Origin of the sequence: Blautia sp. AF19-13LB (assembly GCF_003479105.1) — a bacterium.
GTDB classification, from domain to species: Bacteria; Bacillota; Clostridia; order Lachnospirales; family Lachnospiraceae; genus Fusicatenibacter; species Fusicatenibacter saccharivorans.
The window spans coordinates 1-23,196 of sequence record NZ_QUGO01000003.1 but is presented as its reverse complement, the minus strand read 5'-3'; the positions used below and the strand labels follow the sequence as shown (position 1 = coordinate 23,196).

The window sequence follows — 23,196 nt, the reverse complement described above, 5'->3', positions numbered from 1 at the left end:
CATTTTGTTTTTTCAAACCACTTCATTTGACGATAACGGAATCACCGGGCCGGATTGGGACCGCTCAGAGCTGGTCTTCGATCACGTTCCTGTTAAAACCCTTGCACCACAAAACGGGGTTTCTCTCTGTCACATTCACTGTGATTTACTCGTCTCTTCTACGCTTTGTTTTTTGTGTTCGGTGCTTTTTGGCTCCCGATAGTTTTAGATTATATCACCCAATGCGTGGTTGTCAAGACCTGCATGGGCGAAAAATTTATTTTTCCGGCGATTTTTGTCCTGCTGTCTGCAGAGCAATTTTTTCTTTTGCTTTTTCCGGCATTTCCAGCAGGGCAAACTCGTAAAAGATGCCGTAAATATACGTGATTCCACGGATATCGCCCAGCGCTTTCGGGCGCTCGACAACCGGTCTTTCGCTCTCCTGCTGTAATTCCAGCACTTTCTGATATGCACTCCGGACGGAGCTCCAGACAAGACTTTTGCTTTTTTCTCTGCGGTTGATCCAGAGCTCTTTTGTATAGGTGCCGCTTCTGCCGTATTTCATATGGTAGGAATACGGCAGGCCGGAATACGTATGGAACTCAAAATCCTGATACGCAGTAACACAGTCCCACAGGGCTTCTTCTGTCCGCTCCTTGCGGAGCCGCTGCAGGGCCTGTTCTCTTTTTCGCTGTAAGCTTTCCTGTGTTTCTTTCGTTTCTTCCATCTTGTTTGTCTTCTCCATCCTGTTTTTAATCCACCAGAAATTTATCCAGTTCCGCCGTCACGACCGGATTACGTTTTACCTGCGGATGGTCGATTCTTCCGGAACAATCGCCGTGATGTTTTCTCCCTCCGTCAGGATCGTAAGACCGGTCTGGACCTGCATCTCTTTCGTTCCGTTTAAAATTTTTCCGTTTTTGTAGGCATATTTCATACTCGATTCCCTCTTTCTGCCGAACGTATTATGGTTTATTTTATCACTCCTAAGAGAGATTCGCGATAGAAAATCTCAGATTTTTGAAATATTTTCCTCATCTGAGAGGCCAGGATATTCACAGATGGTTTCTGCATCCTTTTATTCCTCCTGCAATGCCGCCAGATATCCCAGAATTCGTTCCTTTTTTCTGTCGGGCAAATTACGAAAGCCTTCCAGAATCATTTTCTCCTCTGTGTTTGCCGCGCACATTTCGAGATCCACTGCTTTCCGTTCGATCTCATTTTCTCCTAAAAGCTCATACGGCGTAACCTTCAGCACTTCGCAGATTTTCAGTATCTTATCCGCCGACGGATTCGTCCCCTTTCTTTTCCAGTCGCTGATGGTGCTCTGTGAAATTCCGGTTTCTTCAGAGAATTCTTTCTGGGTCACCCCGTTTCGAAGAATTAATTCAAAAATTTTTTCACTGATCATTTTGTATTTCACCTTTTCACTCAGATTTTGTTTTACTATATCACAAAATTCCCTGTCCGTCACTTCCTCCAATGCTGAAAAAACGCCTCTTCCTGCCCTGTGCGGATTCCGTATTTTCTTCTTGCGATCTAACAAAAAAAGAAATGGTAATGCCTGGGAAAAGATGCGCCATGCAAAAAAACAGCCTGAGTTCCCGTTTTTACACCGAAACTCAGACTGTTTTTATGCGTTCTGTTCCGCTTCCACTTCCCGGTTGATCTCATCCTCGCTGTCGGCCATTGCCTGCAGGGTCATAGTCAGTAATTTTTCCAGCGGCCAGCCAAGCTGATCGGCGCCCCTCTCAATGACCTCTCTCGAACATCCTGCTGCAAAGCCTTTGCTCTTATATTTCTTCTTTAAGGATTTCAGTTCCATGTCTTTTGTGCTCTTCGAAGGCCGCATCAGCGCAGCTGCCCAGATCAGTCCCGTCAGCTCATCTGCTGCAAACAGAACTTTTTCCATCTCATGCACCGGCTCCACATCCAGTGTGACGCCGCACTCAATGGTAATGCCGCAGCCATGGGAAACGACACCATGAATGATATCTTCCGACACGCCGCCTCCCCGCAGAAGCTCCGGTGCTTTCAGGCAGTGCTCTGCCGGATACAGCTCAAAATCAATGTCATGCAGCAGTCCGACAATACCCCAGTGCTCCTCTTCTGCCCCATAGCCAAGCTCTCTTGCATACCATTTCATCACGGCCTCTACGGTAAGCGCATGCTGAATATGGAAGGGATCTTTGTTGTATTTTTTTAATAAAGTAAATGCCTCATCTCTTGTAATTTCACTCATGCTTGATTTTCTCCTTCCCTTTTCTCTTTCCAGAATCACCTGGATTGGATTTGAATTATAATTTCGTCCATTATAATCCTATATTCATAGCAATTCAATAGGTTTATCAAGACTTTTTTTGTACATCATATAAAAAGGCGCCGTTCCCTCACCTTTCAGAGAGAGGGCACAGCGCTTTTCTTATTTTTCAAATTCTACACTTTACAGAAGTTCCGGTTTCAGCCGCACATCGAAGCTGATTTCGGTTTCTTTCAGCTGATATTTTTCCAGCAGCATCGGTCCGCAGCTTGCCGATCCGATCCCGGCCTGGCGGTAGTCGATGCAGAAAACAGTGCTTCCGCACGGCCGAAGCTCATAGTTGTGGGCTTTCGCGGTCAGCTCCTCCTGCGTGTAAATAGATGCCTGGAATGAGAAGGTTTTCTCGCCCACTGCCGTCAATACCGCACGATCACTGGCAAGACTTGCATAATCGCAGTCGTAGTGGCTGCCGTTCTCCTGCGGGCGGATATAGTCTTCCTGCTGTTCTGCCGGTGTGCTGTGGAAAACGCCGTGATAGCTTGCCTGGTGCTTATCCACGTAGCTCTCCACCGGACCGAGGCCGCAGTAGGTCAGTTCTGCAAACGATTCCGGCAGGAACAGGCGCAGGCCAAAACGCGGCAGAACCGGGAATACCGGGTCTTTCTTTGCTTCCACATGGACATCGGTCGTTCCGTCGCTGTAAATTGTCCATTTGATCACACCTGCAAGGATCCGCTGCAGAGCCGGAGACGAAATCGAATAGCTTGTCTCGATCTCCACGCAGCCGTTTTCTTCTTTTGCCGTTGTCTCATACGCCCGCGTCACGGTGCGGTCATACTGCGCACGCATCCAGGTATTCTTGATATTGCGGTCATTGTCTGTCGGCGCACGCCAGATGTTCAGCTCCATCGGGCGGTCGAGCAGATTCTGGTTGGCATAGCACATTTTCTCGAACAGGCCGGTGAACTTATTATAGGTATAGCTGAACTGTTCCGTCGATACCGTCAGATAATGATCGTCCTCTTTCCATCCAAACGAAACCGTTCCCTCCGGGCGCTTCATCATCTCTTTTGCCTTCTGGTTCTGATTGTCTTTCGTTTTCACCGGAACTTCTTCAAATCCCAGTTCGAACTGCTCCGGCAGCACCTCAGTGGCCTGTTTCTGATACCAGGTAACCTTCAGCGCACATTTTCCCTGCTCCGGCACGGAAATGGCAAGCGGAATCGTCTTCTCACAGCCTGCCGCAAGCTCCAGCAGTGCTTCATCTGTAATCTTGCCGCTCTCCGTCACTTCGCCGTCCACAAGCACCTCATAGCCGAGCACAGCGTAATCTTTCAGATTCACAAAATTCATATAGTTTTTGATGGTCAGTGTACCCTTTTCGGCATCATATCCCGTCACGCGCACCGGACGATACACGTTTTTAAATTCCATCAGTCCCGTATGCGGTGTGCGGTCCGGATAAACAAGTCCGTCCATGCAGAAGTTGCCGTCGTGCGGATACTCGTTGTGGTCGCCGCCGTACGCGTACATCTTCTTTCCCTCGATCGTTTTTCCCATATCAATCGCGTGGTCGCACCACTCCCAGATAAAGCCGCCGCACATCTTCTCCTCGCTGTGGATCAGTTCAAAGTAGTCTTCAAGATCTCCCGGGCCGTTGCCCATCGCATGGCAGTATTCGCACATGATATACGGCTTATCCCCGTACTCCACCAGCTCTTTTTTGATCTCCTCGAGTGATGGATACATGCGGCTGTAGAGATCGAGGTTGCTGTAATCGTATTTCTTCGGATCATCCACATACCGTGCCGACTCATAGTGCGTCAGTCGCGTCGGATCAAATTCCTTCGTCCACTTTAAGGCCGCCTCGAAGGTACAGCCGTATGCGCACTCATTTCCCATCGACCAGATGACAACGCTCGGGCGGTTTTTATCGCGCTCTACGCAACGCTGTGTGCGGTCTACGGTTGCCTCGGTAAATACCGGATTGTTCGCAATTAGTTTATTCCAGTTCTTCGCATACTCTTCCCAGCTCGTGTAATTCGCATAAATTTCCTCTGTGCCGTGACTCTCATTGTCCGCCTCATCGATGACATAAAAACCGAGACGGTCATAAAGCTGATAACAGTACGGCGCATTCGGGTAATGGCTGGTCCGGATCGCATTGATGTTGTGCTCTTTCATTACCTTCAGATCTTTTTTGATCTGTGCAAGGCTGATTGCAAATCCCGTCACCGGATCGCTGTCGTGGCGGTTTGTTCCGTGGAATTTGATCTTCACGCCGTTCAGGTACAGCACACCGTCCTTCGCGTGGATCTCACGGATGCCGACATGATCCGTGATCACCTCACCCGCCGTCTCCAGCACCAGCGTATACAGATACGGCTCCTCGGCATTCCACAGATGTGCATCTTTTACATGCATCTGAACCGTATCGCCGCCAAACGCTGCCTCTGCCACAAGATGATTTTCTGTATCAAACAGCTTTGCCGTTCCTTCCTGCGGTTCCCCGTCATTCCAGGTAATCGCAATCGAAACTTCTCCATTCTGGTACGATGCGTCCGGCGCTGCCTTTACAAAGTAATCGCGGATGCCTTTTTCTGGTCTTGCAAGCAGATAGACATCGCGGAAAATGCCGCTCATGCGGAATTTGTCCTGATCCTCGAGATAGCTTCCATCGCACCATTTCAGCACCAGTACGGCGATGGTGTTGGTGCCATCTTTTAAGAAGTCTGTTACATCAAATTCACTCGTAGAATGAGACACCTGGCTGTAGCCGACGAAGCTGCCGTTCATCCACACGTAGAAACAGGAATCCACGCCCTCAAAATTCAGGAATGCCCTCGGTGCTTCCTCCTGTTTTTTCCACTCGAACGTTCTCACGTACGCACCGCACGGGTTCTCATACGGCACATACGGCGGATCCACCGGGAACGGGTAGCGGACGTTCGTATACTGATGGTGGTCATGGCCATAATTCTGCCAGACGGACGGCACCGGAATCGTCTCGAATGCAGAAGTGTCGTATCCTTCTGCGAAAAACTCCTCTTTTACATCGTAAACACTGGTAAAATAGCGGAATTTCCAGTCACCGGAAAGCAGAAAAAAGCGGTCCGACGCCTCCCGGTTCTCCACCAGATCCTCCATGCGGCGGGATGCCGGAATGTAGTAGGCACGGTTCGGCATGGTATTCACATGCAGGTGATCGAAATCTTCGAAATATTTTGGAACAATCATCTCTTTTTAAGTCCTCCTTATTCTGTCTTTTGTTTCCAATATCAGCACCGAAACACACGCGGTCCCGGTGCCGATCAGGTTTTCTGTTATTCTTTTACTTTTTCCATGCAGGAAGAACGCCTTCGTAATTCATGCCATAACCGTAGTCATAGTTATGTCCTTCGCTGTCAATATAGGTTTCCATATCCAACGCACGGTCCTCGCTCTGCTCCTCAACCGCATCCATATCCTTCGGCATCTGGATCGGCAGACGGCCGGTCGGGTTGTAACCGCCGAAGACAACGTCGAGCACAGCGGCTCTCGAAACACCGAACTCTGCGACGATCGCATCGGCTTCGGCTTCAAATTCATGCATCACCATCGGGTTGTTGACGGTTGCGCAGACGATCACCGGCTTGTCGCCCATCGCGCGGCGGCATTCGAGAATATTGTCGAGATCAGCCTCGTTGTAGGCAGTGTTTGTCTTTCCAAGATAGCTGCGATTCGTGAAATTCTCGCGGAAATCACCGCCGGCAATGCTCACCTCACGCGCTTTTTTCGCCGTATACGGGCGGTACTGCAGTGTAATCGGCAGATAGCCGTTGCCGCCGTTCGCAAGATCTTCGGTGGAATACGGGTTGCATGCCGGGCTTTCGATAAATACCAGCGCCACATCGGCCTCCTCCGGTGATGCCACGCGTGTACCGTACTTGGACGGCAGTCCATCCGGCAGCGGATCTTCGGTTTTTGCCGGCAGATCGATGCGGAAGAACGCTTTGGACGGTCCGATCTTTCTCTCCGGAATATAAACCTTCAAATCTTTCTTCAGCGGCAGCACACCCTTCTGTCCTTCCGGTGCGCGTTTCGCACTGTTTTTCAGCAGGACGATGGATTTCTGCTGTGCCTCATAGCCATGGCGGCAGAACTCTTCGCATCCTACAATCTTTGCGGATTCTTCCGGATCAAGATACGGGTCCTCAAACAAACCGCAGTGGAAAATGTTGATCAGAAGACGTTTGGCGGACAGCTCCATGCGCTCACGCATCGCTTTCTCGCCGTATTTCTCACAGCCGATCTTATACGCCTCGACAATCGGACCGGACTCGCTGTTTCCGCCGAACTGGTCAACGCCGTTTGTGATCGCCAGCAGACACCGTTCTGCCTCGGTCATATCCTGCACGCCGTAGCAGCGGCTTCCAAATCCCTCAATCGTCTTCTCCGGATCCTGGGTGATGCCCCAGTCGGTGCAGACAATGCCTTTGAATTCATATTTTCCGCGCAGCAGATCCTTGATCAGGTACTCGCTGTAGGAGTTTCCGACGTTCTTGCCGTTTTTCTTGTCCACGCCGTAGGATACGGTGTAGTACGGCATAACCGCGGATGCGCAGTCGGTCGGTCCGTCCAGGTGGAAGGCTGCCTCGGTAAACGGTTTTAAATGCTCCTCAAAATTTCCGGTCGGATAAACGGCAAACTGTCCGAATGCATAGTGTGCATCGCGTCCGGCCTCTCCGGTGCCGCCGCCCGGCCAGTGTTTGACCATCGTGTTGACGCTGTCTTTTCCCCAGCCGTCTGCTTCCCCTTCCGTTGTCTGCATACCGTCACAGTACGCTTTGGTAAGCTTTTTGGACATCTCCACTTCTTCGCCTAACGTATCGACAAAGCGCATCCATCTCGGCTCGGTGCAGAGGTCGATCTGCGGTCCGAGTGCCGTTGTGATGCCGAGTGCCCGGTATTCACGGGAGGCATCCTTTGCAAACTGTCCGGCTACTTCCGGGTCAAAGCATGCTGCAAAGCCGACACCCTCCGGCCATTTGCTGATCTCGCTTCCGCCGCTCTTGAACTCTGCGCCGGAATCCTTTGCTCCGTTCCGCGGATCAGAGGAGAGGTTGATCGGAATACCATACGGCAGTGTCTCCGCCCGTTTCTGCAGCTCATTGCTCCATTTTGCGGAAATCTCCGGGCTTTCTACGTTCGTCAGCAGGATATGGCGGATGTGCTCGTCCTCCAGAAATTCCTTCTGCTGGTCAGAAATGGCATACGGCTCTTTGCCGGATTCGAGATACGTTTTTCCGTCAAACGTTCCCTGGAATGGTCCGCCCGGCATCGGCGGTACCGCCTGGTGCGGCGAGTACAGCATAAGGCCTGCAATCTCTTCAATCGAAAGACGACCCGCAAGGTCTGCCGCTCTCTCCTCATCGGAAAGACGCCAGTCCTCGTACGGCAGCAGTTCGCCGGTTTTTGCAAGATCTTTAAAGTAATATCCATCTTTTTCCAATACCTTTACACCGGACTCCTCCGCCCAGGCAATCGTTTTTCCGTCTGCCTGTGTGATGCGGTGGATTCCGTTTTTCGTTGTTTTCTCCATAAGTTTTCTCCTTTTTCCTGCTGCATTTATTTCAGTGTAAATACCGCACTGTTTTCCGTCGTGCTGCTGTCACCGACAAATACGGTAAACGTTCCAGGCTCGCTTCCAAAGGTTCCGTCGAGACGGTAGTAGCGCAGATCTTCTTCGGTAATATAGAAGGTCACTTCCTGCTCTTTGCCCGGAGCAAGCTCTACTCTTCGGAAGCCTTTCAGCTCTCGCACCGGACGAACCACATCGGAATAATCATCACGGATGTACAGCTGTACAACATCACAGCCAGCCGTATCACCTGTATTTTTCACGGTCACATGCGCTGCAATTCTGCCGTTTTTATCCATCTCGTTCTGATCCAGTGTTACCGCGGAAATATCAAACGTGGTATAGGAAAGTCCGTAACCAAACGGATACAGCGGTGCGTTCGGAATATCGAGATATTTGGAGCGGAACCGCTCTTTCATGCCCGGCAGATTCGGTCTTCCGGTGGAATACTCGTTGTAGCTGACCGGCGCCTGGCCCACGCAGTACGGGAAGCTCATCGGCAGATGGCCGGATGGATTTTTCTTTCCGGTCAGAACATCCACAACGGCACTTCCGCCCTCTGTTCCCGGGAACCATACCTCGAGAACGGCTTTTGCTTTTGCACTGATCTCACGCAGATCAAGCGGACGGCCATTGAACAGAACAACAACAACATTCGGGTTAACGGCCATCACTTTTCGGAACAGCTCCATCTGAATCTCCGGCACATCGATCATGGCACGGCTGGTCGCCTCGCCGCTCTGCAGATAATGCTCACCCATCGGCATGACCACGAGATCGGCCTCTTTTGCTGCCTGTAGTGCGCTCTGCTCCATGGCAGCAAGCTCTTCCTCACTGTATTTTTTCGGTGTCGTCTCGGTAAATCCGATCAGCTCCACATCGTTTCCGATAACCGGGCATCCTTCCGCATACGTGGTGCGTGATGCGTCGAATACTTTCTCGGCTGCTTCCTGAATCGTCACGCAGTCCTTGCTGTCGCCGGTGAAGGACCAACTGCTCTTGATTTCATGATTGTTGGTATACGGGCCGACAAATGCGATCTTTTTCGCAGTGTCGAGCGGCAGTACACCGTCGTTTTTCAGCAGGACGAAGGATTCCTCCGCTGCTTTTTTCGCCAGTGCACGATGCTCCGGGCAGAGGTTGTATGCTTTCTCTTTCTCGGCATCCGCATCTTTATATGGATTTTCAAACAGTCCCAGTTTGTTTTTCAGCTCCAGAATCCGCAGGCAGCACTCGTCAATCAGATGCTCGTCCACTTCACCTTCTTCTACGAGACGGCAGAGGTTTGCGGCGTAAACGGATGTCATCATATCAATATCCACGCCTGCCTCCAGCGCTTTTTTCGCTGCATCGGCGGCATCTTCCGAGCTTCTGTGGGCAACGGTTTCCAGAATGGCTGCAAAGTCAGAAATCAGCACGCCGTCAAATCCCATCTCGCCGCGCAGGATATCGCGCATCAGCCATTTGTTGGTGCTCGCCGGAACGCCGTTGATCGTGTTGAATGATGTCATCACCATCGCTGCGCCCGCATCAATGCCTGCTTTGTATGCCGGAAGATAGAATTCACGGAAGGTATGCTCTGAGAGCTCTACGGTGTTGTAATCTCTTCCTGCGACTGCTCCGCCGTAGCCTGCAAAGTGTTTGATGCAGGAGGCAACTTTTCCCGGTGTTTTTAAATCATCGCCCTGGAAGCCTTTTACGATCGCCTCGGAAAAGCGGCTGTTCAGGTACGGATCTTCGCCTGTGGATTCCACAACGCGGCCCCATCTCGCATCGCGCACAAGGTCAACCATCGGAGAAAAGGTAACGTGAAGTCCGGCCGCGGATGCTTCTTTTGCGGCTGCAGACGCGCACTCGCCGGAGAGTTCCGGATCAAAAGTGGCTCCCTGCGCCAGCGGCGCCGGGAAAATGGTCTTCATGCCGTGAATGACATCCATCATAAACAGCATCGGGATGTGATGCGGCTGTTTTGCCATATAGTCGTCCTGCAGTTTTTTCATCGTATCGGCGCCTGCTGCTCCCAGAATGGAGCCTGCCATCTCCAGATCCTCTTTTCCGATTCCCATATCGTTTGCCGGACCGGTCAGAACGCTGTTTTCATCTCCCAGATAAAATGCTCCGCTTAACTGAAGCATCTGGTCCACTTTCTCTTTCAGCGACATATCCGCCAGCAGCTTTTCCAAATCTGTCTGTTTCATTGAAAAACCTCCTGTTTTTTATTTTCAGAATTTTTGGTTTTCTATCCCATTTGTTTCTATTTTACGGCATAACTCTGCATAAAACAATCTATTTTTTTGACTCTTTTCTCTACGATTTTAACAAAAGAAGCGCGCCTGCCATCGCTTTTTCCATTCTGGCAGACACGCTCCGTTTTTTATAATTTGATTCCTTTTAATGCCGCGGCAAATGCATTGTTTACCGGCTCTTCGGCCTCTTTTTTCTGTTTTTTCAGGTAGGCTGCCACATCCCGCTTCGTCACGCCTCCGCCCTCTTTTTTGCGGCGCTCCTGGAATTTTGTCATGCGCTCCTTGTGCCCGCAGGAGCAGACAAACGTCGCATCCTCGCCTTTTCCGATCATCTCCATGCGCTTATGGCAGACCGGGCATCTCGCATTCGTCGTACGGGAAACCGTTTCACGGTAGCCGCACTCTCTGTCCTGGCAGACGAGCATCTTTGCATTCTTTCCATTGACTGCCAGCAGCCGTTTTCCGCAGTTCGGGCACTTCTTGTTTGTCAGGTTATCATGGCGGAATGTTCCCTCTTCCGTTTTGATTTCCTCAATCAGTTCCACCGTGTAGCTCCGGATCTCTTTCATAAAGGCATCGCGCCGCTTCTTTCCCTTTGCGATTTCGTTTAACTGCATCTCCCAGCTTGCCGTCAGCTCCGGCTTTTTGAGATCCGCCGGCACCAGCTTCAGAAGCTGGCGTGCTTTCGAGGTCAGATAGATCTCATTCCCCTTTTTCTCCAGCAGAAAGCTGCGGAACAGCTTCTCAATGATATCTGCGCGGGTCGCAACCGTTCCAAGGCCGCCCGCCTCGCCGATCGTTTTCACAAGACTGCTGTCGCGGTTTTCCATGTAACGGACCGGATTCTCCATCGCGGAAAGCAGCGTTCCTTCCGTAAAGCGTGCCGGCGGCTTTGTCTTTCCCTCCCGGAGGCTGATCTTTGGCTGGTCGAACTTCATGCCTGCCTGCAAAAGCGGCAGATTCTGCTCCCGCACCTCTTCTTTCGCCTCGTCCTCGTCGTCATACCGGTTATCCTCGTACGCCTCCTGCCAGCCTTTCTCGACCATGCGCTTTCCACGCGCCGTAAAGCATTCTTTTTCGATGGAAGCCTGGATCACAGTCTCCTCGTATACGCAGGGCGGCAGCAGCACCGCAAGAAAACGGCGCACCACGAGATCATAAATGCGGCGTTCCTCATTGGAAAGTGCAGAAAGCTGCACATACTGCTCCGTCGGGATAATGGCGTGGTGATCGGAAACCTTTGCATCATTCACAAAACCTGGCTTTTCCTTCAGCGGACGGCGCTTCGCCTGCTGTGCCAGCGTCTTGTACGGTCCGATACTCACGGCATCGAGGCGCTCTTTTAAAGTCGGTACAATATCCTTTGTCAGATACCGCGAATCCGTCCGCGGATACGTGAGGACTTTGTGCGTCTCATAGAGGCTCTGCATCAGATTCAGGGTCTGTTTTGCCGAATAACCGAACCGTGCACTGGCATCGCGCTGCAGCTCCGTCAGATCGTAGAGCAGCGGCGCCTCTTTCTGTTTTTTCTTCTTTTCTACTTTTTGCAGGATAAGCGGATACCGTTTTGCTTTTTCTGCGATCTGCTTTGCCTTTTCCGGATCAGAAATCCGTGTCCCGCCCGATTTTTCGTCCTTCCAGGTGTATACTGCGCCGCCTGCTGCTGCCATTACGGTGTAGTACGGCTTCGGGACAAATTCTCGGATTTCCTGCTCGCGCTGTGCAATCATGGCGAGCGTCGGTGTCTGCACACGGCCGCAGGAAAGCTGTGCATTGTATTTGCATGTCAGTGCCCGCGTTGCGTTAATGCCGACAAGCCAGTCCGCCTCTGCACGGGAAACAGCAGCCCGGTAGAGATTATCGTACTCTTTCGCATCTTTCAGGCTGGCAAATCCCTCACGGATTGCCTTGTCGGTAACGGACGAAATCCAGAGACGCTTACACGGCTTCTGATTGTGCGCCTTGTCAAGAATCCACCGCGCCACCAGCTCGCCTTCACGGCCGGCATCTGTCGCAATGACCACCTCACCGACATCTTTCCGCGCAAGCTGTGTCGTCACAGCGTGATACTGTTTTCCCGTCTGCGGAATGACCTTGATCTGCAGTTTCTCCGGCATCATCGGCAGAACTGCCATATTCCATTCCTTATACTTTTTATCATAGTCCTCCGGGTCTTTTAAGGTCACAAGGTGGCCGAGCGCCCAGGTCACAATGTACTGGTTTCCTTCCAGTGCTCCGTTTTCTTTTTTCGCACATCCGAGCACGCGTGCAATATCGCGTGCCACAGATGGTTTTTCTGCAATTACCAGAGTTTTCATGAAATGTCTGCTCCTTTTATAGCTCTTTATACTGTTTTATAATTTCATCCCGGTCTTTTCCGAGAATAAAGTAATAATCAATCTGTCCGTCCCCGGCGGTATGAAGATACGTTCCAAACGTCCGCACATTGCACAGCAGTGCCGTTCTGGAAGCGGCGGCTGCAATACCATAGCCGCGGTTTGAGACGACAAGCGGCATCCGCGCCTGCTTTCCGCCAAACGAGACGTAGCGCGCCTTCGCGGTCAGATCCAGCCACTCTGTCGAGAGAATGCCCTTGGCTTTCAGCTTTTCGGAACCGCTCCAGTCAAAAAATGTCCATGTCATGCCGCCGTCGATCATGCGCGGCTCGTCTCGTTTCTCGGAAAGAACCAGTTTGTGATCCGGCGTAAAGAACTGCACCGCGCCGTCCTTTTTTTCCACCATGACACGCAGCTTCTCTGTCTCGACAAGAACCGCCGTCTTCGATTCCTTTGCACTCCAGGGGAACAAGGTATCCGCCTTTGGCTTCCAGTACGTGTCCTGGACTTTTGCCGTCACACCTTTTACGAAGCTGATGCGGATGACCTCCGGCGTAATCGGCGTGATGCGCAGAATGCCGTACATGCTCGCCATCTCAACCGCTGCTTTTCCTTTCTTTGCCCATTTCACCGCGCACTTGATCCTCGAATGCCCCTTCATGCGCAGCAGTTCATTTTCCGGAATTGCCCCAAAAGCGTAGGGCGATGTATTCATGTGCTCTGGCTGTTCAGCTTTTTCTGACTGTATTCCTGCAGTCGCCGGTCTGCTGCCCGGTGCTTTGCCGCCTGTCTTTCCACGGTAGGCGGCACCGGCAAAGACAGCAGAAACTCCTTCCGGCGCACGCTGCTGCATCGTCTTTGCGGCAATTTCTTTTCCTGTTTCTGCCGCTGCTTTCCGCATGCCCGTACTGCTTTTTGGCATCACCGCTGTTCCCGTCGTGCTTGTATTTCCAGGCGCCCTTCCCGGTATCTGCTCCGGCTTAATTACAATCCTTTTTGGTCCGTGGCTGTTCCGCTCGTCCATCTCCTGGATGCCGATCGCGCGGTTCTCCTCACGCGTCTCTTTTTGCGTCAGCGAAACCTTCTCATACTCCTTCGCCTTCGTCAGCGTCTCCATGGCAAATTCCTGGTTGTGACGGCCCTTTGGCGCTTTCTTTGCAAGGATTCCTGTGAGTTTTCCCGTATACAGCACTGCCAGCTCATGCAGCGCACGCGTTGCCGCTACATAAAGCAGCTTTACCTGTCCGTCATTCTCCGGATATTTTTCTTCTGTCGGATCAAGAAGCAGCACCGCGTCAAACTCGAGTCCCTTCGTATACGCAACCGGAAGCACCATCACGCCCTCGCCAAATTCTGCCGTCTCGAGATTCTCCTCCACAACCGGCACATATTTTTTCAGCTTCCGCGCCGTCGCAGCCGCTTCTGCCTCATCCCGGCATACAACGGCAATTGTCTCATATCCCTGCTCCTGCCACGCTTTGATCTTCTGCACTCCAGCTGCCAGAAGCGCAGCCTCATCCGCAAACGCTTCCTTTTGCACCGTCGTTCCATGCCGCAGCACCGGCTCCACCGGATAAATCGCAAAATCCCCGTGCCGCAGGATTTCATTTGCAAAATCGGAGATCTCCACCGTGTTCCGGTAACTCTTCCGCAGAACGCCGAACGCATCGTACGTGCCGGTCAGAATCAGCTTTTTCAGCTCCTCCCAGTCGTTCAGGCCGTAGGAAAAATGAATGTTCTGTGAGGTATCGCCCATAATGGTATACGTACAGTCGCGCAGGCAGTAGTGAAGCACCTGGTACGCCATCATGCCGAAATCCTGTGCCTCATCGATGACTACATGGCTCGCCTCACGCACCGGATCGTTCTCCTTTATCCGCTTGTAGAGGTACGCCAGCGCCGCCAGATCGTAGACATCAAACGAGTTTTCCGGCATTTCCACTGCTTTTCCTTTTTCCGCCTGCTGTTCCAGAAACTGCGAATAGAGATCAAAAATGGATCCCTTCCATTTTCCATCCCCGAAATATTTCTCATATTTCCGCTTCAGCGCTTTTTTCTCGCGCGCCGGAAACGTCACTTCTTTTCCCGAAACCTCGTTCTCAAATTTTGCCAGCAGGATCTCGTTCAGCATGCACATCTTTCCTTCCATGGAAAGTGTGGACTGCTCCCTGCAATAGTTATCAATATACTCGGCGTCCAGAAGCAATGTTCCCGTTTTTTCCAGCCGCAACGGCTCCCGCGGAATCTGCTCTGCCTCGTACGTACGGCAGAAATTTTCCAGATCGAAAAACCAGCCGCTTCCGCCCTTTATGCTGTTTTTCTCATCCGCGCGGTCGATGGTGTGTACCATGTACTTTTCTTCGTCCCAGTCCTCATACAGAAGCCGGATGAAAAGCTGCTCCATCGTCATCTGACGGATGCCGTATACATCGAGTTCCGGCAGAACGCTGGTAATGTAGTTCAGCAGAATACGGTTGCTTCCAATGATATAGAAATCCTCCGGCCGGAAGTCCTCCTCGTAATTATAGAGGATGTACGAAATCCGGTGCATCGCCACCGTCGTCTTTCCGGAGCCAGCCACGCCCTGTACGATCAGATTCGTCTTCGGGGATCTGCGGATAATGAGGTTCTGCTCCTGCTGGATCGTCGCAATGATCTCACCGAGCACCGCTTTTTTGTTCTTCGCCAGATACTTTGTCAGCAGCTCATCGTTCGCTACCACATCAGAATCAAAAAAGTCTTTCAGATGGTCATTTTCAATCTCATACGTCCGCTTTCTTTTCAGATCAATCGAAAAAGTACCCTCTGAACTCACCGTATAGCTGCACGGCCCGGTGCTGTTCTCATAATAGACGGAGGAAATCGGCGCCCGCCAGTCCAGCACAACCGGTTCCGCCTTCTCATCGGAAATGCCGACGCGCCCGATGTAATAGGACTCTAAAAACGAAAGCCGCGGATCCTGAAAATCAATCCGCCCGAAATACGGCTTCTTTCTCGCTTTTTCCAGCCGCGCCATGCCGTGCTGGTACGCATTCAGCTTCGCCGTCGCGTTGTTCCAGAGCGCCAGGCCTTCCGCCTCTTTTGCGTCGTACGTCTCCATCAGATCCGCCAGATCCTCATTGGCCGACCGGATATCTGCCTTCGCCTGCTCCAGATTCTGCTCGGCAATCCCGATCACCTTCGCAAGCTGTGCTTCCTCCTCTTCCCTCGTAAGTCCGGGAATCTCTGATTTTCTGATGCTTCTTTCCAGTTTCTCTTCTTCCACTTTGTGCCTCCTTTTTTACGAAAAACTTCTTCTACATCAGCCCGTTCTTTTGATTCTCTTATTTCCATCCCAATAGACTTTATTTTACCATGCACACGTCTCCCCGGCAAGATACTTCACCCGCTTTTTCGTGCATCAAAAAAGACACCATGCATCTTACACACAGTGCCTTTCCGACTTTTTTTCTTACTGAAGGTAATCCTTAAATTTCTTTTTAAATGCTTCGATATCGTTCGTATGGGCTTCCACAACCGCATCCGGGTTTCCGGCGATCATCAGGACACTCATCAGGGATTTCGCATCAAAGACGCATCGTCCTATTTTTACGTCAACGTCGTAATCCAGGCGTTTCACCATATTTACAAATTCTTCTACACTCTCTACTTCATCAAACTTTAACGGTAACGAAATCATATTTTCTGCATCCTTTCTGCTTTTTAGTCTTCTTTTCATGATTTTGAATTCTTTCTTTTATTTCCTTCAAAATCGGTCAAAAACTTACACGATATCCCTTTTTTGCTGTTTTTTCTGAAAGTAGTAATGAAATCGCCTTCATTTTCGACTGACACTAAAATAGCATACATCTGTCTCACTGCAAATATCCGTTTTAGACAAAATTCGACGTAGTTTTACAGCAATTTGCTCATATGTTCCGTCTGATTCGTTAAGTTGTTTCTTTTCCGGCACTTTTTTCGTCTGATCTGACGGGCCGGAAGGCCTTACTTGAGAATCACTCTCATGAAAAGTTATTCGCTGAAAATAATATTTCGGATCTTCCGGGACAGGGTGTACGTTCCGGCATCTTTTTTCTGGGTCATCATCAGAAATGTCATATTCTGCTCCGGCACGACTTCCATGTAGCATCCAAGCCAGCCGTCCCAGCCGAACTCACCCTTGCTTCCCAGCGTTACCGCACGCGTCGGATCTACCAGAACACGCATCAGATTTCCGTAGGAAAATCCTTCCAGACCGATCCAGTTATCAAAGCCTGCCTGCTGTACCGCGCTTAATGTGTGGCCTCCCAGAAATTTTACCGTCGCCGGACGGAGAATCTGTACACCGTTGTAGGTGCCGCCGTTCAGCAGCATCTGCGTAAATTTCGCATAATCGTCGATGGTAGATGCAAGGCCTGCTCCGCCTGCCTCATATGCCGGGCGGTACGCCATATCGTTCTGAATGCCAAGGTTATTGTCCAGATAACAGACGGACGGCTGTCCCTCCCTGCAGTCATACACCTTCGCCAGACGATCCTGCTTTTCTGCCGGAACCCAGAAATCGGTATCGTTCATGCCGAGCGGCTCGAAAATTTCTTTTTTCAGAAAATCCCCAAAGCGCATGCCGCTTGCCACCTCAATCACCGCACCTACGGCATCCGCCGACGTTCCATAACTCCAGGACTGGCCCGGCTGATACAGAAGCGGGACTTTTCCAAGACGGTTTGCAAATTCTACTGTACTGATCGTTCCGCCGTTTTCTTCCTTAAGTCCGTGGATCACCTCCTGAAAAAGTGCATCGGTCTGCCGTCCCGTCTCATCCGTTCCGCCGTACGTCAGCCCGGATGTCATATTCATAATATCCTCCAGAAGGATCTCCCTCTCCGCTTTTTCTATCTTCCCATCCGCTGTACATACAACCGGGTTCCGGAAGCCCGGCAGATACTTGCTGACCGGATCCGCCAGATCGACGATTCCGCGCTCTACCAGAATCATCATGGCCGTCGCGGTAATCGGCTTGCTCATGGAGTAGAGACGGAAAATATTATCGCGGGAAACCGGCTTTTTTGCTTCGATATCCGCATATCCGCTCTCCAGATAAACCTGCTCCTCTCCGTCTTTGATCACCATCAGAAGACAGCCCGGTGTCTCTCCTTTTGCAACGGACGCATCCATCACCTGCTGCAGTCTTTTCTTTATCACCTGTTCCATGGTATGTCCTAACCTCCATCTAAATTTCATTGTTTTTTCCTATTTTACCTCTCTTTTTGCCCCCTGTCATCTTTTATCTTGCTTTTCTTCTTCTATCCTCATTGTCTTTTTTTTCTGAAATCTTACAACTTTTCTGAAATTAAGAAAAACCATCAAAAACCATCATTGCCCTATTCCGAAAAATATGCTATTCTATATGTATATATATTTATGAATCTTCAGCTATTTAGAAAAACGAGGTGAACATCTTGCTGAAAACGAACGAATCCGCAGAAAATTATTTGGAAACTATTTTAGTCTTAAGTCAGAAAAAACCCGTTGTACGCGGTGTTGATATTGCAGAAGAACTTGGCTTTAAAAAATCAAGTGTCAGCGTTGCCATGAAAAACTTAAGAGAAAAAGAGCAGATCCGCGTAACGCCGGAAGGCTACATCTACCTGACCGACAGCGGACGCGCGATCGCAGAGATGATCTATGAGCGCCACCAGCTCCTCTCCCGCGGCCTGATGAGCCTTGGTGTTGATGAGCAGACCGCCACGGAAGATGCCTGCCGCATCGAGCATGTCATCAGCCAGGAAAGCTTTGAAGCGATCAAACGTCATCTGCACATGACTGCCGAAAAATAAACATGACAAAGAAAACGCTGCCGGAGTTCTCTTCTCTCCGACAGCGTTTCTCTTTCCGCCCGAAAGTCTCCCATTTCTTTGCCGGAGCCTTTCGGGTTTTCTTTTTACAGCATAAAAGTATACGTTCCGCTTCCCAGTTCCACGGTATCCGCCGGATCCTGCGTGTTTTTAAACAGGGTTGCCGTTGTATTGACCGGAATCGTAACCTGATACTCTATTTTGTCACCTTTCCGCTCCCATCCGGCAGAAATCACGCCGTACGGGCTGTCTACGGAACCTTTCATAAACTCGAGCGGGCCCGGCTGCGGTTTCAGCAGAATGTGCTGATAACCCGGTTTTGTCTCGTCTCTCTGGATACCAAGTCCCGTGTGATACAGCCAGGAAAGAACGCTTCCGAGAGAATAATGATTGAACGAGTTCATCGCATTCTGTCCGCCGAAGCCTTTTTCCTTCGTGTAGGAATCCCAGTGCTCCCAGATCGTCGTCGCTCCCTGGGTCACCGGATACAGCCACGACGGGAATGCCGTCTGCAGCATCATCTTCCAGGCATCCTCCACAGCGCCCTGCTCGGTCAGCATCTGGTTCAGAATACCCGTTCCAAAGAATCCCGTTCCGACCGTATGGCCGATCGCTCTCGTCTTTCGGATCAGATGCTCTCCTATTCCCTTTCTGTCTTCTGCCACACCATAAGACAGTGCAATTGCATACGAGCACTGCGTATCACACAGCGTTCCGTCCGCATTGCAGGTCTTTCCGGAATCCGGAAGTACAAATGTCTCATTCCAGAATTTCTTCACCTTCGCAGCAAGCGCCTCATACTGATGCTGCTCCTCTGTTCTTCCGAGCGCACCGGCAATCCGGCTCATCAGATCGGCTTCTTTATAATAGAATGCATTCCATAAAAGCAGCAGATCCGTCTCTTCCGGTGCCAGCCAGTCGCCAAGCGGTCCGATCGCCGGATTTACCTTCGTTCCCGGCAGACCCTTATCCTTCATATAGTCCATATATTTCTGCATGCCAGGATAAAATTTCTCCAGTGTGCGGATATCCCCATACTGCTCATACAGTTCCCACGCCATAAAAATACTCGCACACTCATACGTAATGCCGCCGAATCCGCCGCCCACCGGTGCAATCTCCGGGTACTGGCCTTCCGGTGTCTGCAGATCACGCATCGCCTGCAGGTTCCGCTCATAGAATTTCTTCAGGCTGCTGTTGTTGAGCGCCGTATGGCAGAAAATATGCGTATCGCCCGCCCAGCCCATGCGCTCATTTCTCTGCGGGCAGTCGGTCGGAATGTTGATAAAGTTGCATTTCTGTGACCAGGAAACATTCTCGGCAAACCGATTCAGCAGTTTATGGCTACTCGTAAGGCTTCCATGGAATTCCGTCACAGAAGAATACTGAAGACTCTCTACTTCTTCCAGCTCCGGCGCATGCTCCACACCGCTGATCTCAATATAGCGGTAGCCGTGGAAGGTAAACTTCGGCTGGAACACCTCTTCCCCGCCGCGGCAGATATAAACATCCGTACTCGTCGCATCCCGGTAATTTTCCAGCATCATCGTGCCTTCTTTTCCGGCATACTCCGGCAGATCCGGATAAAGCACCTCCGCATAGCGGATGATGATCTTTGTGCCCGCCTTCTCATGCAGTGTAATCCGCGGTACACCGGCCATCTCCTGTTCCAGATCGTAGAGATACACACCCGGGAACAGCTCTTTTCTCGTCTTTGCCGTTCTCCGGTCTACAATCCGCACCGGCGCATCGTACTCACCGATATATTCCGGCTTCTGCTCATGAACCGCTGGCCAGGACCGTCCAAAGCCCGGCATCGTGCAGAACTCTTCGATCATGACGGTATCCACAACAACTGGCTTTTCCCAGGTGCTGTCATCAAACTCCGGCAGAGAATAAGTTTCGTAAACCTCTGCCCGGCGCGCATCGTACTGCTCTCCGGCAAAGTAGCTGGAAAACAGGTAAGGACCTTCTCCGAAATACTTCCAATCCTCGGTATTTGTTCCAAAGACCTCGCGGCTGCCGTCCTCGTACTTCATGACAACCTTGGCAAGCAGACTCTCCTTGTCTCCAAAGTAATTGAAGTTCTTCACCACAAAGGTCTGTGCCTCGCTCCACCAGCCCGATGCCAGCGCCACGCCGATTCCGTTTCGGCCCGGTTTCATCAGCCCTGTGATATCGTATGTCTGATAGTTCATTCTGTGGTCATACTGTGTCAGACCCGGACGCAGCAGATCTTCCGTGATCTCCTGTCCGTTGATCCGGCAGTCGTAGATACCGCGCGCAGTAATATAAAGGCGTGCCGATACCAGTTTTTTCTCTTTCTGGCAGGAAATACACGACCGCAGCATTGGAATTGAATGATGGGACGGATCTGCCGTAATCTGGCTGTCTTCTACTTTAAAGTATCCGTTTTCCACCGGAATCTGATCCGCAAAGATACTTTTTTCCCCATCCAGCCGTCCTTCCGGCGTCTCACGAACAATTTCCGCGGATGGTTTTCTTACGTTTCTTACGGTCAGATTCTTAAAATATCCTGTCGTCCCTTTTCCTGCATAAAATCCGATCTCATTCAGTCTCGGATACGGCAGCACATCGTTATTTCCTCTCGGATTCAGCTGGCGGCCTGATACTTTCGTTCCAAAAAATCCATGCTCTTCAATGGCATCCACGAGGATGCCGTCGACATAGGCGTATGCCACATTGCCGTCAACCTCTACGGTCAGCTTATGAAAGGCATTGGCATTCTCTGGTGTCAGGATTTCCTGTGTTTTCTCTTTCCAGTTGACCAGTTTCGTAACGGCAAACGGTTTTTCCGCTGTATCCTCCGGCGCATAGCCCACGCGGTAAATTTCGAGGCGTGCATCTCCCTCCTCAAGGCACACAGCATAACGGATATAGTTCTCCCCTTCCATGCCAAGCTCATTTTTCGTATGATCGTTCAGACGGAAGTCATTGGCTCCAAAGACGATACCCGCTTCTCCCTTCCCGCCTTCCATCCGAAATTCACTCTCGATTGTAAAAACACCGCGGTTTTCCGCGCATACCGTCGCATGCGGTGCGCCGATCCACTCAGCTCCCTCCCATGCTGCATACAAAGAATCCATAAGGCCTGTCTCGAAGGAACTTTCTGCTTCTGCTTTTCCGCCGTGGTTATCCCACACCTCTGCTTTTACCTCATATTTGGTACAGGGCTGCAGTGCTTCTCCTTCATAACCAATCCCTGTTGATACGCCGGTTTTCATTTTTCCGCTGTCCCACACAGTATCTTCTCCGGTGCGCACAACGATCCGGCATGCGCTCTGCATCAGATTCTGTTCTCCTTCTTCTGCCGTCAGCAGCCAGGAAAATGCCGGTTTTTTCTCATCCAGCCCGATCGGTGCCATCTGATCTTCAATCAGAATTCTCTCTATCTTCATTTGGTAACCTCCCATTGCAAGTTTTGCCTTCTTTGCTGATTGTATTATACCGTCCAGCAGCTATTTCTGTTAAGATCAGTTTTTGCCCAAAAAAGCGTCTTTATTTGCATCTTTTCCGGTGTTATAATAAAGAAAATTACGAAAGAGAGGTACCATCAAATGAAAGTATTATTAATCAACGGAAGTCCTCACGCAAAAGGCAGCACTTATACTGCCCTGCACGAAATGGAAAAAGTCTTTACAGAAAATGGTATTGAGGCGGAAATCGTACATATCGGAAATAAAGATATCCGCGGCTGTGTTGCCTGCGGTGCCTGTTCCAAGCTCGGAAAATGTGCTTTTTCCGATATGGTAAATGAGGTTGCTCCGAAATTTGAAGAGGCTGACGGCCTTGTTGTCGGAAGTCCGGTTTATTATGCATCTGCAAATGCAACACTTATTGCTTTTCTTGATCGGCTGTTCTACAGCACACACTTTGACAAGACCATGAAAGTCGGCGCTTCGGTTGTCTCTGCACGCCGCGGCGGTCTTTCCGCTACCTTTGATGAGCTGAACAAATACTTCACCATCTCCGGCATGCCGGTTGCTTCCGGCCAGTATTGGAACAGTATCCATGGAAATAATGCGGACGAGGCACAGCAAGATCTCGAAGGCCTACAGATCATGCGTACCCTTGCACGGAATATGAGTTTTCTGATGAAGAGCATCCAGCTCGGAAAAGAATCCTTTGGTCTTCCGGAAAAGGAACCGCGCGTCGGCACAAACTTTATCCGTTAATTTATCTGTTAAGCAAGATGCCGTCTTTCAGACTTTTTTCTATGTCTGGAATACGGCATCTTTTATAGCTGGAAGAAATTTTATACACGAAAAAAGCCTGCTTCCGCAGACTTTTTAAAGCGACCCGGATCGGGATCGAACCGACGACCTCCGCCGTGACAGGGCGGCGCTCTAACCAGCTGAGCCACCGGGCCAGACATATACAGAATATAAAATATGGAACTAAAGTGGACCTTCAGGGACTCGAACCCGGGACCGACCGGTTATGAGCCGGTTGCTCTAACCAACTGAGCTAAAGGTCCAAAGAGCCGATGATCGGACTCGAACCGATAACCTGCTGATTACAAATCAGCTGCTCTGCCAATTGAGCCACATCGGCATACATAACAAATATTTTATATTCAGTGACTCCGACGGGAATCGAACCCGTGTTACCGCCGTGAAAGGGCGATGTCTTAACCGCTTGACCACGGAGCCATATTTACTTTTTGAAAGAACTGACCTGTAAGAGTTTCTTACAGGTCGCATTCACTCCCCGAGTTGGGCTCGAACCAACAACCCTTCGGTTAACAGCCGAATGCTCTACCATTGAGCTATCGAGGATTATTTAATTGAAGATATTTGATATACCTTCAAAACCGCATACACTACACATCTATCATTCCATTTTGTGAACACAACCATTCAGGTCAAGCCCTCGACCGATTAGTAACAGTCAGCTCCAT

14 protein-coding genes and 5 tRNA genes are annotated in these 23,196 nt (G+C 50.6%); 2 read left to right on the top strand and 17 right to left on the bottom strand.

Features of this window, described 5'->3' with window-relative positions:
- Positions 1–256: 256 nt before the first annotated feature.
- The 11 genes from DWX32_RS03750 to DWX32_RS03705 all read right to left on the bottom strand — a co-directional run bounded on the left by DWX32_RS03750 (position 257) and on the right by DWX32_RS03705 (position 17,661).
- Positions 257–706: a hypothetical protein gene (locus DWX32_RS03750; protein WP_172680781.1), complete on the bottom strand. Its 450-nt coding sequence runs from the start codon at positions 704–706 to the stop codon at positions 257–259.
- A gap of 75 nt (positions 707–781) precedes the next feature.
- On the bottom strand, positions 782–916 hold the full coding sequence (locus DWX32_RS20435; RefSeq protein WP_256359690.1) for a hypothetical protein: 135 nt from the start codon (positions 914–916) through the stop codon (positions 782–784).
- 141 nt (positions 917–1,057) lie between these two features.
- Entirely contained in the window at positions 1,058–1,390 is a 333-nt protein-coding gene (locus DWX32_RS03745) for a helix-turn-helix domain-containing protein (RefSeq protein WP_070103703.1), read from the bottom strand.
- 222 nt (positions 1,391–1,612) lie between these two features.
- Positions 1,613–2,221 (bottom strand): hydrolase, encoded by a 609-nt coding sequence (locus DWX32_RS03740; RefSeq protein ID WP_118659296.1) that lies wholly within the window; start codon positions 2,219–2,221, stop codon positions 1,613–1,615.
- A 201-nt stretch (positions 2,222–2,422) separates the two neighbouring features.
- Positions 2,423–5,476: a glycoside hydrolase family 2 TIM barrel-domain containing protein gene (locus DWX32_RS03735; protein ID WP_117802016.1), complete on the bottom strand. Its 3,054-nt coding sequence runs from the start codon at positions 5,474–5,476 to the stop codon at positions 2,423–2,425.
- Between the two features lie 94 nt (positions 5,477–5,570).
- Positions 5,571–7,820, bottom strand: a complete 2,250-nt coding sequence (locus DWX32_RS03730; protein WP_118659295.1) for a glycoside hydrolase family 3 protein — start codon at positions 7,818–7,820, stop codon at positions 5,571–5,573.
- Between the two features lie 26 nt (positions 7,821–7,846).
- Complete coding sequence (bglX, locus tag DWX32_RS03725; RefSeq protein ID WP_117802014.1) at positions 7,847–10,057, bottom strand: beta-glucosidase BglX; 2,211 nt, start codon at positions 10,055–10,057, stop codon at positions 7,847–7,849.
- Between the two features lie 176 nt (positions 10,058–10,233).
- Entirely contained in the window at positions 10,234–12,423 is a 2,190-nt protein-coding gene (locus DWX32_RS03720; RefSeq protein WP_117802013.1) for a DNA topoisomerase III, read from the bottom strand.
- Positions 12,424–12,439: 16 nt separating this feature from the next.
- On the bottom strand, positions 12,440–15,706 hold the full coding sequence (locus tag DWX32_RS03715; RefSeq protein WP_243037551.1) for a 3'-5' exonuclease: 3,267 nt from the start codon (positions 15,704–15,706) through the stop codon (positions 12,440–12,442).
- 186 nt (positions 15,707–15,892) lie between these two features.
- Complete coding sequence (locus tag DWX32_RS03710; RefSeq protein WP_147326098.1) at positions 15,893–16,120, bottom strand: HPr family phosphocarrier protein; 228 nt, start codon at positions 16,118–16,120, stop codon at positions 15,893–15,895.
- Between the two features lie 332 nt (positions 16,121–16,452).
- Positions 16,453–17,661, bottom strand: a complete 1,209-nt coding sequence (locus DWX32_RS03705; protein WP_243037550.1) for a serine hydrolase domain-containing protein — start codon at positions 17,659–17,661, stop codon at positions 16,453–16,455.
- Between the two features lie 221 nt (positions 17,662–17,882).
- Between DWX32_RS03705 and DWX32_RS03700 the strand changes: the two genes are divergently transcribed.
- Positions 17,883–18,257 (top strand): metal-dependent transcriptional regulator, encoded by a 375-nt coding sequence (locus DWX32_RS03700; protein ID WP_055221737.1) that lies wholly within the window; start codon positions 17,883–17,885, stop codon positions 18,255–18,257.
- Positions 18,258–18,361: 104 nt separating this feature from the next.
- Here DWX32_RS03700 and DWX32_RS03695 read toward each other — a convergent pair whose 3' ends face one another.
- A complete protein-coding gene (locus DWX32_RS03695) occupies positions 18,362–21,694 on the bottom strand; it encodes an alpha-L-rhamnosidase (RefSeq protein ID WP_158579548.1) in 3,333 nt (1,110 codons plus the stop codon).
- Between the two features lie 159 nt (positions 21,695–21,853).
- On the opposite strand from DWX32_RS03695, the gene DWX32_RS03690 reads away from it, so the two are divergent.
- Entirely contained in the window at positions 21,854–22,471 is a 618-nt protein-coding gene (locus DWX32_RS03690) for a flavodoxin family protein (protein ID WP_022461984.1), read from the top strand.
- Between the two features lie 120 nt (positions 22,472–22,591).
- On the opposite strand, the gene DWX32_RS03685 is transcribed toward DWX32_RS03690, so the two are convergent.
- From DWX32_RS03685 to DWX32_RS03665, 5 genes are all read right to left on the bottom strand, one after another.
- Positions 22,592–22,665 (bottom strand) — tRNA-Asp (locus DWX32_RS03685).
- Between the two features lie 34 nt (positions 22,666–22,699).
- Positions 22,700–22,773 (bottom strand) — tRNA-Ile (locus tag DWX32_RS03680).
- A gap of 4 nt (positions 22,774–22,777) precedes the next feature.
- Positions 22,778–22,850, bottom strand: a tRNA-Thr gene (locus DWX32_RS03675).
- Positions 22,851–22,876: 26 nt separating this feature from the next.
- Positions 22,877–22,948, bottom strand: a tRNA-Glu gene (locus tag DWX32_RS03670).
- A 54-nt stretch (positions 22,949–23,002) separates the two neighbouring features.
- Positions 23,003–23,074, bottom strand: a tRNA-Asn gene (locus DWX32_RS03665).
- Positions 23,075–23,196: the final 122 nt, after the last annotated feature.